Below are 12,403 nucleotides of genomic sequence, written 5' to 3' on the forward strand. Positions count from 1 at the left end.
CGGGCGCGAAGACGGGCAAAAAGGCCTGCACGGATCTCCGGATCCGGCAGGCCTTTTTGTTTTGGTTTTTCGCTTTCGAGTTTTTGCGATTTTTCGCGATTTTTCGCATTGGCCAGTGCCGGCCGGTCGCGACAGGAGCTTCCAGATGTTCAACCCTTGAAGGAGAGTGCAGTGATTCCGATACCCAGGAAAGGCACGCCGGAACGCGACCGGCTGATCCAGGAACACCTCGAGTGCGTGAAGTCCATGGCCGGCGTGGCCGGCTTCTCGGTGCTCAAGTGCGCGACGCCGGGTGACACCACCCATATCAGCGGCGGCGTGCACGAAGACCCCTTGCTCAAGCGCGTGCTGCTGCGCATGCGCGGCGCCTCGCCCAAAGGCAAGCTCATCGTCATCTGCACGAAGATCGACGCGGAGTGGCGCATCGGGCGTCTGTCCGGCATTCGCGGCGTGCCGCCGGTGTTCGTCGACGACACCGTCTACACCAGCGAGCAGGACATCCAGCACGCCATCTTCCTGATGCGTCTCGACGAGATGGAAGAAACCGACGGCATGCCTGAGCACTACCACGAAGGCTATAAGCGGCGCGACGACAACTGGCCGGTGACCTGATCACCGCCCGGCGCTGACGCGCGGCTGCGGCCGCACCCGTCTTCACCCTACTACTGCAAAAGTATCCGAGCCCCCGGAGGGCGGCGCTCGGCCTGGAGAAATGACCATGTGTGCAATGCGACTGACCGGATACGCCGACAAGTTCAGTGTCCATCCGGGCGACACCATCAAGTTCTACGTCAATTGCGACGGACCGAAGAAGTACAGCGCGTCCATCGTGCAGATGATCAACGGCGACACCAATCCGCGTGGTCCCGGCTTCATCGAGAAGGCTGTGAAGGCCGACTGCGAGGGCGTCTACGACGGCATAACACAGGTCGTCTATGGTGGCTCCTACGGTTTCGTCGCCGACGCGCCGCAGCTGAAGCCGGACAGTTTCACGCTGCAATGCTGGATCTGGCCGACCACGCCGAAGACCGACAAGCGCTACTGGAAGCACGGCGCCCAGGGGCTGGTGACCAAGTGGTCCGGCGGCAAGGGCTACGGCCTGTTCATCAATACCGACGGTTGCGTCGAGCTGCGCATCAACGGTGAAACTTACTCGACCGGCGCGCCGCTGCGCGACCACGCCTGGCACTTCATCGCGGCCAGCTTCGACGCGAAGACCGGCGAGGTGGTGCTGTATCACGAGCCGCAGGTGGTTTATGCGCTGGACCCCGAGATCCCGCCGGTCAAGGCGAGCTTCAAGGGCAAGGTCGAACATACTGACTTGCCGCTGGTGATCGCCGGTTACGTCGACCATGTCGAACCGGGGCCGCTGGGCCTGTCCTCGCTGCCGCAGGGCGTCATCGTCGGTGGCCACTACAACGGCAAGATCGACAGCCCGCGCCTGTGCAGCCGCGCGTTGTCGCGCTTCGAGATAGAAATGATGAAGGGCGGCGCGCAGCCCGGCCTGACCGAGCGGCGCAACGCCGGCCCGACCGGCGTGCTGTCGGAAGCCATCGTCGCCGCCTGGGATTTTTCCGACGGCATCGACACGCTGGTGGCGAAGGACGCCGGCCCCTACCGCTTCGACGCCACGCTCGTTAACTGTCCGACGCGCGCACTGACCGGCTATAACTGGGCCGGCCAGACCTTCGACTGGAAGGTGGCGCCGAAGGAATACGGCGCCATCCACTTCCACGACGACGATCTCGACAATGCGCGCTGGGAAGTGAGCTTTGAGTGGACGGTGCCGGCCGACATCAAGAGCCGCTTCTACGCCGCCAAGCTGACGACGCCGGAAGGGGACGAGGACTACATTCCGTTCTGGATCGTGCCGAAGATCGGCCAGGAGCAGTCGAAGATCGCGGTCATGGTGCCCACCATCAGCTACATGGCCTACGCGAACGAACACGTCGCGTGCAACGCGGGCGGCGCTGAACTGTTCGTCTATCGCGTACCCATCATGCAGCAGCAGAACATGTTCCTCGCGGAGCACCGCGAGTACGGCGGCTCGATCTACGACACCCACACCGACGGCAGCGGCATCTGCCTGTCGTCGCGACTGCGTCCCATCCTGAGCATCCGCCCGAAGTACGACCACTTCCTCGCGCAGGCGCCCTGGCAGTACCCGGCCGACCTGCACCTGATCTGCTGGCTGGAACAGATGGGCTACGAGTACGACGTGTTCACCGACGAGGACGTGACCTACGACGGTCTGGCCCGGCTGGAGAACTACAACGTCATCATCACCGGCTCGCACCCCGAGCACAATTCGGGCACCCAGCTCGACGCGCTGCACAACTACACGCAGCGCGGCGGCCGGCTGATGTATATGGGCGCCGACGCCTGGTACTGGGTGCATTCCTTCCACCCGGCCTACGACGGACTGGGCCGCGGCATCGTCACCGAAATGCGCCGCTGCGAATCCGGCATCCGCACCTGGCGCGCCGATCCGGGCGAGTACTACCACCAGGGCACCGGCGAGCTGGGCGGCATGTGGCGCTATCGCGGCCGCTACCTGCACTCGGTGGCCGGCACCGGCATGTCGTCGGAGGGTTTCGACATCTCGTCCTACTTCTCGCGCACGCCGGAAAGTCTGGATCCGCGCGTCAGCTGGGCCTTCGACGGCATCAGCTACGAGGAGAACCTCGGCAACTTCGGTCTGGTCGGTGGCGGAGCGGCCGGTCTGGAACTGGACATCGTCGACACCATGCTGGGTTCGCCGCCGCACATCCTCACCGTCGCCACCTCGGCTGGCCGTCACACCGAGGCCTACCTGCTGGTGATGGAGGATTTCGGTTTCAACCAGCAGGGTCTGGACGGCACCGTGCATCCGCGCGTGCGCGCCGACATCACCTTCCACGAAACGCCCAACGGCGGCGGCTGCTTCGCATTCAGCTCCATCGCCTACTGCGGTTCGCTGCCGTGGAACAACTGCGACAACAACATTTCGCGTCTGACCAAGAACGTGCTCGACCGCTTCATGCAGGACGGCCCGCTGCCGGCCGCGCCGAAGGAAGCGTACAAGCACCGCGGTCGCGCGGACTATGAGTCGCCGGCGCTGGCGTCGAAGAACTGATGTGAGGTGCACGCAGGGTTCGCTCGCGGTGCGGGCGAACCCTGCGCAGACGGAATCAGACTGAGGACTCGTCGATGGAATGCATGACCGAACATCCGGTGCATCTGCACCGCGGGCCGGCGAAACCCGGTGGCGCATTCGACGTCGCCGCGTTTCGCGGGCTCGATTTCGCCCGCGCCGAGGACGACGCGATCTGGACGCGCGAATGGGTGTGCGTGGGCAGCACGCTCGACATACCGGCTGCCGGCGACCTGCTGCCCTTCACCGTCGGCGACCACGCCATCCACGTGCAGCGTCTGCCTGACGGCGGTTTCGCCGGCCGCTTCAACAAGGCGCAGCACGGCGGCTGCCGTGTGGTGCCGCTGCAGTGTCAGCAGGGCGCGAAGACGCCGTGCTCGTTCACATCCTGCGGCCACAGTCTCGACCGTCCGCCGATCGCCGCTGGCGAACTGGGCGAAGGCACGCCCGAGATGTACCAGTACCTAGGGCTGCGGCCGGAGCGTCTGCTGCCGGTGCGCACTGCGATCTGGGGGCCGTTGCTGTATGTCAGCCTCGATCCGCACGGGCCGTCGTTCGATCCGACCGCCCGCGCGCTGACGTCGGCACTGCCGGCGTGGCGCGGCGAACCCGCGGACCGCCACCGTGCCCGCTGGATAGCCTGCGACGCCAACTGGAAGCTGGTCGCCCAGCACTTGCTGGGGGCCTCCGCCACGTGTGCGTCCGGCGACGTCGCGCTGTGCCGTGCCGACGCCGAAGACCAGGCGGCGCTGCTGTTTCCCAATCTCGTGCTGCTGTCATCCGCTGCAGGCTGCTGTGCCGTCGTGCTGCAGCCGGTATCGCTCACCCGCACGCTGTGCCGGGTCGCGCACTTCGGGCCAGACGACAGCTCGCTCTCGTGGGAGACGCTGCTGCACACCCGGCTTGCCGCCGCCGCGCAGGCGCAGTCGGCGATCGAAGGCGGCGGTATCGGCGGTCGCGGTTGTGATCCGGCCGGCCAGCTGAATGCCGGCGGACGATGGATCGAGACACAGGTGATGGCGCGCATCGCTGCGCGCTGAATGCAGATCGGGCAGACCGGGAGATATCTATATGCAAGCACAGATGGAAATGACTGCGGGGCTCGACGATGCGGTGGCCGCTTACCGCGACGGCGATCTGGCGACCGCGGCGCAGCTGTTCGAGACCCTGGCGGAAGAGGGCGACGTCGAAGCGCAGGCCTGGATCGGCGCGCTGCACGCGAACGGCGAAGGCGTAACGGCCGATCTGACGACGGCCTTCCGCTGGTATCTGCGCGCCGCAGAGGGCGGCCACGTGCCGGCGCAGACCAATGTCGGCGCCATGCTCATCATGGGCAACGGCACGCCCGCCGACCCCGAACGCGGGTTGCACTGGCTGCGTACGGCAGCCGAAGCCGGCGACGCGATGGCGCAGAGCAATCTGGCGACGCTGTACTTTAAAGGGCAGGGCACGGCGCAGGACGAGGCGCAGGCGGCCCGCTGGTATCGGCAGGCGGCGGGGCAGGGGCACTTCCCCTCTCAGGCGCGGCTGGGTTTCATGTACGCCAACGGGCTGGGCGTGGACAAGGACCGGGCGCAGGCCTTCGCCTGGCTGTCGCTGGCCGCGCAGCACGGCGTGGGCAGCGCGCTCAATGCGCTCGAAGGGATGATCGGCCAGATGTCGGCCGAAGAGAAACAGAAGGGGGCTGCGCTTTTTGACCAGTGGCGCAGCCGCACCGCGGCGGTGTCGTCGCCGGCGCGACTGATTCCGGTTCCGGGGTGATGCAATGAGCTACAGCGTGCAGCAGATCAAGTTCGAATGCCTCTCCTATATCAAGGAGTTCGGCGCGCGCATGGACGAGTGGTCCATCGGCATGGCGGACGACCCGGAACACGCGCTGTTCGGCCTGTGCGGCGTCGACCCGGAGCGCGACATCTGGCTGTGGAAGCCTGCACTGTCGGTGAATGCTGCGCGCACCGTGGTCGACTTCATGACCGGCCGCTACCGGCTGCATCCTGCGCGTGCGTCGAGTGCACCCGGCGGCCGCTGCGTGTTCATGTACCGACGATCGAAAATTGTAGATGGATAGCGACCCGAGCCGGGGTCGGGGTTTTGTGGGAGGGGTCGTCTGACCCCGACAGCGGCATAGATCGAAGCCGGCGGACTGCAGCGGCCGCGTCGCGGCCAAGGCCGCTCCCACAGTGGACGTGCGCCAGATCCGCGACCCTAGCCTGAGTAGGGGTTCTGTGGGGAGGGTCTTCTGACCCCGACAGCGGCCTGTACCGAAGCCCACAGTCTGCACCGGCCACGTCGCGGCCAAGGCCGCTCCCACAAGGCATGCGTGACCCACGGCGGGAGCCGAGGTGTTGTGGGAGCGAGCTTGCTCGCGATTGCAGCCTTGATCGGAGCTTGCAGCTCGTCGAAGCCGCGTCGCGGCCGTCCCGCGCGCGCACGAGAATGCCGATGTCTTGATGATCCGGAAGCGCGTGCATCCGCGCTCCCGGATCATCGAAAAGAATTTGAAAAAAAGCCGTTGCCGATGCTTGACGCACCGCAACAGCCTTCCTATCATCGATTCAACTTTCAGCGCCGCCAGCATTGCCGGCGCTGAACAAGGCAAAAGGGCCTGCCCTGGATCTCCGGATCCGGGCAGGCCCTTTTTTTTCGCCTTCACGACACGTAAGTCCGCCCCGGCAACGACGACGGTGCGATCGAAAGCCACTTTCTTTCATCACTTCCATCGAGGTTCACCATGAAGAATCAAATCAGGCGCGACATTATCAAAGGCCTTGCGCTCGCATCCGTCGCCGGTCCGTGGATGGTGCGCAACGCCATGGCCGACGACACCGTGAAGGTGGGCATCCTGCATTCACTGACCGGCACCATCGCGCTGGCCGAAGCGTCGGTGGTCGATGCTGAAAAGCTCGCCATCGACGAGATCAACGCCGCCGGTGGCGTGCTCGGCAAGAAGATCGTTCCGGTGGTCGAGGACGGCGCCAGCGACTGGCCCACCTTCGCCGAGAAGGCGCGCAAGCTGCTTGACCGCGACAAGGTCGCGGCCGTGTTCGGCTGCTACACCTCGGCTTCGCGCAAGGCGGTGCTGCCGGTATTCGAACAGATGAAGGGCCTGTTGTACTACCCGACCTACTACGAAGGCCAGGAACAGTCGCCGAACATTCTCTACACCGCACACGAGGCGACGCAGCAGTGCATTCAGGCCTGCAACTGGCTGCTGGCCAACCGCGGCAAGACGGTGTACCTGATCGGCTCCGACTACATCTGGCCGCGCGTCACCAACAAGATCGCACGCCCGACCATCGTCAAGGGCGGCGGCAAGGTGCTGGGCGAGGAATACCTGCCGCTGGGCAGCACCAACTTCGGTTCGACCATCAACAAGATCAAGGCCACCAAGCCGGACATCATCCTGAGTACCGTGGTCGGCGGTTCCAACGTGGCCTTCTACAAGCAGCTCAAGGCGGCCGGCGTGAACTTCAACAAGACCACGGTGATGGCGCTCGCGGTGTCGGAAGAGGAAGTGTCGGGCATCGGCAAGGAGAACGTGCAGGACGTGCTCACCTGCATGAGCTATCTGCAGAGCCTCGATAACCCCGCGAACAAGAAATTCGTTGCCGCCTTCAAGGCCAAGTACGGCGACAAGCGCGTCACCGGCGACACGCTGGCCAGCGCCTATACCGCGGTCTATCTGTGGAAGATGGCGGTCGAGAAGGCCAAGAGCTTCGACGTCGACAAGGTGGTCGCCGCCTCGGCCAACCTCGAGTTCGAAGGGCCGGAAGGCAAGGTGAAGTTCCACGCGACCAACCACCACCTGTGGAAGCAGGCGCGCATCGGCTCCTTCACCGCCGACGGTCAGGTCAAGCTGATCTACGAATCGCCGCTGATCGAACCCAATCCTTATCCGACGCTGTAAGCCGCACGCCGCCCGCGGGCGGCTGCGCTGATGGTGGCTGTCCCGCGGCATTTGCGGGACAGCCCGGACCCGACCGCAAGGAAGAGACCGAACAATGCTCAGACTGACAGACATCGTCGGCAATGCGTCCGACCCGGACATCGCCGATCGGCTGCATCACATCGAACACGACGGCGGCGTCGAGCGCGTGCGCCTGTCGCGCAACGACCTGGCGCGCCGTCGGCAGCGTCTGGTGACCGACCGCGGCACCGAACTGGCGCTGATGCTGGACCGCGGTGCGCAGCTCGAGAACGGCTCGGTGCTGCTGCTCGAACCGGGGCGCGCCGTGCTGGTGATGCTCGACGAACCACAGTGGCTGGTGCTGCGCGCCGCCCACGCGGCCGGCGCGCTGGAGATCGGCTACTTCGCCGGCAACATGCACTGGAAGGTGCGCTTCGACGGCGACTGCCTGTGGATCGCGCTCGAAGGCCCGCGCGAGGGTTATCTGAAGCGCATGACCCACCTGCTGGCGCGCGGCGACGCGAACGTGCTCGATGCGCCGGCGCAGGGCGGCACACGCTACCTCACCGTTCCGCATGCGCACTGACATGAACGCACCATACGCTCCCTTTCATCTTCCGCCGCCCGACGACGAGGGCCGAGGCGACGCGATCGGCATGCTCGGCATGCTGCAGTTCGCCGACAGCTTCTTTCCCAGCGGCGCCACCTCGTTCTCGTGGGGCCTGGAATCGCTGAAGCTCGACGGCAAGGTCGGCGGCGCAGAACAGGTGTTCGAGCTGCTGTGCAGCCACATCGAACAGCGCTGGGCCGGCTTCGACCGGCCGCTGATGCAGGCGTCACGCACCGCGTGGACGCAGCGCGGCGCCGCTGCACTGGCCGACGTGACCGGACTGGACCGCCTGTGCGAGGCGATGAACCTCGTGCGCGGCTGGCGCGATGCAAGCCGCCGCCTTGGCTTCACGCAGCTGCGCGTGCACGCCGATCTCGGCCTGGGCATCGCTCAGGTCTATCTGGACCAGGTGCGCGCCGCCGGTCTGCCCGGACATCTGCCGGTGGTGCAAGGCCTGGTGTGGGGCGCCTACGGACTGTCGGCCTCCGGCTGCGACGCGATGGCTGCGAGCGGCCTGTGCACCACGGTGGTCGGTGCCGCGCTGCGCATGGGCCTGATCGGTCACACCGAAGGCCAGCGTCTGCTGGCGCGCACGCGGCCGCTGATTGCGCGCGTCATCGACACGCCCCCGCCATCGACCGACGAATTGTGGAACGGCGCGCCGGCGCTCGACATCGCGGCCATGCGCCACGAACCGCGCAGCGCCCGGCTGTTCGCCAACTGACTGGAAAGCGCACACATGCTGCTCACACCGACCGAACTCGAAAGACTGACGATATTCAACGCCGCCGAACTGGCGCGCCGGCGCCGCGCGCGCGGCCTCAAGCTTAATTGCCCCGAGGCGATCGCGATCATCGTCGACGACATCCTCGAAGGCGCACGCGACGGTCGTACGGTGGCCGAACTGATTGGCTACGGCTCGCAGATCCTGAACAGCGACGACGTGTTGCCTGGCGTCGCCGCGCTGATGCCGATGATCCAGGTCGAAGCGAGCTTTCCGGACGGCACCAAGCTGGTGACCGTGCATGACCCGATACGGCCCGGACCCGATGCCGCGAACGCGCCGGTGCCCGACCGCATACCGGGCGAAATCATCCCGGCAGACGGCCGCATCGAACTGAATCCCGGTCGCCGCCGCGCCACGCTGCGTGCGTTGAACACCGGCGACCGGCCGATACAGGTTGGCAGCCACTTCCATTTCTTCGAGGTGAACCGCGCGCTCGAATTCGACCGCGCCCAGGCCTGGGGCATGCACCTGGACATCGCCGCCGGCACCGCGGTGCGCTTCGAGCCGGGCGAGGACAAGGAGGTGACGCTGGTGGCCTTCGGCGGCAGCGGCGAGGTGTTCGGCCTGAACCGGCTGGCCGAAGGATCGACCGCCGACGGCGCCGGCCTGCCCGACGCGCTGACCCGCGCCCGCGCCGCCGGATTCCGCGGCGCCTGACCGACAGATCACGGAGAACACCACATGACATCGCTCACCCGCCGCGACTACGCGGCGATGTACGGACCGACCAAGGGCGACATGGTGCGCCTGGGCGACACCTCGCTGCTGGCGGAAATCGAGCACGACTTCTCGACGCCCGGTGACGAGTGCCTGCACGGCGGCGGCAAGACGCTGCGCGACGGCCTTGGCATGATGGGCGGGCTCACGTCCGAACAGGGTGCGCTCGACATGCTGATCAGCAACGTTGTCGTGATCGACGCGGTGGCCGGCATCGTCAAGGGCGACATCGGCATCAAGGACGGGCGCATCGTCGCCATCGGCAAGGCCGGCAATCCGCACGTGATGGATGGCGTGCATCCGCAGCTGCTGGTCGGCAACGCCACCACCGTGCGCGACGGCGAAGGGCTGATCGCCACCGCCGGCGGGCTGGATGTGCACGTGCATTTCGATTCGGCGCAACTGGTCGAGCACGCACTGGCCTCCGGCATCACGACGATGTTCGGCGGCTCGCTCGGACCGATCACCGTGGGCATCGACTGCGGCGGCGCGTGGAATGTCGGCCGCATGCTGCAGGCGTCCGAACAGTGGCCGATGAATTTCGGCTTCCTCGGCCGCGGCAATTCGTCGCGCCCGGAATCGCTGGTGGAGCAGATGAAGGCGGGTTGCATCGGCCTGAAGATCCACGAGGACTGGGGCGCCACGCCGGCCACGATAGACACCTGCCTGTCGGTGGCCGACGAGATGGATTTCCAGGTACAACTGCACACCGACACGCTGAACGAATCCGGCTTTCTCGAAGACACGCTGGCCGCGACGAAGGGTCGCACCATCCACATGTATCACACCGAGGGCGCGGGCGGCGGCCATGCGCCGGACGTGATCTGTGTGGCCGGTCTGCAGCACTGCCTGCCGTCGTCGACCAACCCGACCAACCCCTACACGGTGAACACTTTCGACGAGCACCTGGACATGATCATGGTGTGCCACCACCTGAATCCTGCGGTGCCGGAGGACGTGGCCTTCGCCGAAAGCCGCATCCGCGCGCAGACCATCGCCGCCGAAGACGTGCTGCACGACATGGGCGCGATCTCGATGCTGGGCTCGGACAGCCAGGGCATGGGGCGCATCAACGAAGTGATCTGCCGCACCTGGCAGCTGGCCAGCAAGATGAAGGACCAGTTCGGCCGCCTGCCGGAAGAGACCACGCGCAGCGCCGACAACGAACGCATCCTGCGTTACATCGCCAAGTACACGATCAACGCTGCGCGCTCGTTCGGCGTCGATCACCACGTCGGCTCGCTGGAGCCGGGCAAGCTCGCCGACATCGTGCTGTGGCGTCCGGCCTTCTTCGGCATCAAGCCGGAAATCGTGGTCAAGGGCGGCTTCATCGCCTACGGCGCGATGGGTGATTCCGCGGCGTCACTGATGACCTGTGAGCCGCTCATCATGCGCCCGCAGTGGGGCGCCTTCGGTCGCGCACCGCAGGGCCTGTCGGCCAACTTCGTCTGCGCCGCCTCGCTCGACAGCGACCTCAATGGCCGGCTCGACATCCGCAAGGCACTGCTGCCCTGCAAGGGCACGCGCACGCTGCAGAAGGCCGACATGGTGCGCAACGCTGCCTGCCCCAACATCACGGTCAATCCGCAGACCTTCGAAGTGAGTGTCGACGGGCGCGTCATCAGCTGCCCGCCGGTCGACCGCGTGCCATTGAACCGTCTTTACATGCTGAGGTGATGTCATGTCCGCACAACTGAACACCCATTCGCGACCGCGCGGCGCCGCCCGGGTCGGCATCGGCGGCCCGGTCGGTTCCGGCAAGACCGCTCTGCTGGAACAGCTCATTCCGCGCTTCATCAAACGCGGCACCGACATCGCGGTCATCACCAACGATCTGGTGACCGCCGAGGACGCCGAGCGCGTGCGCCGCAGCGGCCTGATCGCGCCGGAGCGCGTGCTGGCGGTCGAAACCGGCGCCTGCCCGCACACCGCGATCCGCGAGGACCCCACGCTCAACCTCGCCGCGGCCGACGAGCTGGACCGCGCCTACCCGGGCCTGGAACTGATCCTGATCGAGAGCGGCGGCGACAACCTGGCGTCGTCCTTCTCGCTCGATCTGGTCGACTACTGGCTGTTCGTGATCGACGTGGCCGGCGGCGACGACATTCCGCGCAAGCGCGGGCTGGGGGTACTGCAGTGCGATCTGCTGGTGATCAACAAGGTCGACCTGGCGCCGCATGTGAACGTGAACCTCGATCGCATGGTGGCCGAGGCGGAAGAGGTGCGCGCCGGCCGCGCCACGCTGCTCACCAACTGTTCGCGTGGCGACGGTGTTGACGCGGTGGTCGAGCGCATCGCGCAGGAGGTGCTGTTTGACCGTTGAGCCGGCACTTGTCGAGGCGCTGCGCCCGGATGCGCACGAACGCGTGCCGCTGGTCGAGGTGCCGCCCTGCGTCGATCTCGCCTTCGCGCGCGACGCGACCGGCCGCAGCTATCTCGGGCGCCAGTACGTCGGCTACCCGGTGCACGTCGGCCGCGCGCTGCATGTCGATGGATCGGCGCCCGATCTGTGCGTCGTGTATCTGCAGTCGGTGTCCGGCGGCCTGTTCGAGCACGAGCGGCTGGCCAGTCGCATCGAGGTGGGGAAGGGAGCACGCGCCCATATCGCGACGCCGGCATCGACCATCGTGCATGCGATGCAGGGCGGGTCGACCGTGCAGCGCACACGTCTCGTCGTGCAACCGGGCGCATTGCTGGAGTACATGCCGGCTCCGCTCATCCTGTTTCCGGGCAGTCACATGGTGAGCGACGTCGACGTGACGCTGGCGGAGGGCGCGCTGGTCGTCGTCGCCGACAGCTTTCTGCCGCACGACCCCGCTGGCGGGCAACGATCGTTCGCCCGGCTCGAATCGGCGATGACGGTGCGCGACGGAAACGGACAGCTGCTGGCGCGGGAACGGATGTGTATCGACGGGGAGAACTGGCTGTCCGGCAACGCCGGCGCGAATGCCGGACTGCGCATACACGGATCGCTGTGGCTGCTGGGCGGATCAGCCGATGCCGAATTGTTGCAGACCTTGCGAGCGTTGCCCGAACTGGACGGCGCGCTGGCCGGTGCCAGTCAGCTGCCGAACGCCACCGGCATCGTGTTCCGCACGCTGGCGGCCGACGCCGTCCGGCTCGAAAGAATCATGTACGCCGCCTGGGTCGCGGCGCGCACCCATCGCACCGGCTCAGCGCCGGCGCTGCGACGACGCTAGGGCGTCGCAGCACACCGATCCCGATGGCGGGACGCGGCGGATGGCGGAA

The 12,403-nt window shown here is 66.4% G+C and carries 12 protein-coding genes; all 12 read left to right on the forward strand.

Going from position 1 to position 12,403, the window contains the following annotated elements; translation table 11 throughout:
- The first annotated feature begins 171 nt into the window (after positions 1-171).
- The 12 genes from METFAM1_RS0101670 (at position 172) to METFAM1_RS0101725 (ending at position 12,354) form a co-directional block, all read left to right on the forward strand.
- A complete protein-coding gene (locus METFAM1_RS0101670) occupies positions 172-612 on the forward strand; it encodes a N,N-dimethylformamidase alpha subunit family protein (RefSeq protein ID WP_019917764.1) in 441 nt (146 codons plus the stop codon).
- A gap of 106 nt (positions 613-718) precedes the next feature.
- Positions 719-3,115 carry a N,N-dimethylformamidase beta subunit family domain-containing protein gene (locus METFAM1_RS0101675; RefSeq protein ID WP_024300370.1) on the forward strand — a complete coding sequence of 799 codons (2,397 nt, stop codon included), beginning with the start codon at positions 719-721 and terminating at the stop codon, positions 3,113-3,115.
- 74 nt (positions 3,116-3,189) lie between these two features.
- Positions 3,190-4,173, forward strand: a complete 984-nt coding sequence (locus METFAM1_RS0101680) for a Rieske (2Fe-2S) protein (protein ID WP_019917766.1) — start codon at positions 3,190-3,192, stop codon at positions 4,171-4,173.
- A gap of 31 nt (positions 4,174-4,204) precedes the next feature.
- Positions 4,205-4,894, forward strand: a complete 690-nt coding sequence (locus tag METFAM1_RS0101685; RefSeq protein ID WP_024300371.1) for a tetratricopeptide repeat protein — start codon at positions 4,205-4,207, stop codon at positions 4,892-4,894.
- 4 nt (positions 4,895-4,898) lie between these two features.
- On the forward strand, positions 4,899-5,201 hold the full coding sequence (locus tag METFAM1_RS0101690; RefSeq protein ID WP_019917768.1) for a hypothetical protein: 303 nt from the start codon (positions 4,899-4,901) through the stop codon (positions 5,199-5,201).
- A gap of 663 nt (positions 5,202-5,864) precedes the next feature.
- Entirely contained in the window at positions 5,865-7,040 is a 1,176-nt protein-coding gene (gene urtA / locus METFAM1_RS0101695; RefSeq protein WP_019917770.1) for an urea ABC transporter substrate-binding protein, read from the forward strand.
- Between the two features lie 94 nt (positions 7,041-7,134).
- Positions 7,135-7,626 (forward strand): urease accessory protein UreE, encoded by a 492-nt coding sequence (gene ureE / locus METFAM1_RS0101700; protein WP_019917771.1) that lies wholly within the window; start codon positions 7,135-7,137, stop codon positions 7,624-7,626.
- A gap of 1 nt (position 7,627) precedes the next feature.
- Entirely contained in the window at positions 7,628-8,374 is a 747-nt protein-coding gene (locus METFAM1_RS0101705) for an urease accessory protein UreF (protein WP_157256652.1), read from the forward strand.
- A 15-nt stretch (positions 8,375-8,389) separates the two neighbouring features.
- Positions 8,390-9,094 carry an urease subunit beta gene (locus METFAM1_RS0101710; protein ID WP_019917774.1) on the forward strand — a complete coding sequence of 235 codons (705 nt, stop codon included), beginning with the start codon at positions 8,390-8,392 and terminating at the stop codon, positions 9,092-9,094.
- A 24-nt stretch (positions 9,095-9,118) separates the two neighbouring features.
- Positions 9,119-10,831 (forward strand): urease subunit alpha, encoded by a 1,713-nt coding sequence (gene ureC, locus METFAM1_RS0101715; protein WP_019917775.1) that lies wholly within the window; start codon positions 9,119-9,121, stop codon positions 10,829-10,831.
- A 4-nt stretch (positions 10,832-10,835) separates the two neighbouring features.
- On the forward strand, positions 10,836-11,477 hold the full coding sequence (gene ureG, locus METFAM1_RS0101720; RefSeq protein ID WP_019917776.1) for an urease accessory protein UreG: 642 nt from the start codon (positions 10,836-10,838) through the stop codon (positions 11,475-11,477).
- A complete protein-coding gene (locus METFAM1_RS0101725; RefSeq protein WP_019917778.1) occupies positions 11,467-12,354 on the forward strand; it encodes an urease accessory protein UreD in 888 nt (295 codons plus the stop codon). The genes ureG and METFAM1_RS0101725 overlap by 11 nt, the downstream gene beginning before the upstream one ends.
- Positions 12,355-12,403: the final 49 nt, after the last annotated feature.

The sequence above is a fragment of the Methyloversatilis discipulorum genome, from assembly GCF_000527135.1.
Classification (GTDB): Bacteria; Pseudomonadota; Gammaproteobacteria; order Burkholderiales; family Rhodocyclaceae; genus Methyloversatilis; species Methyloversatilis discipulorum.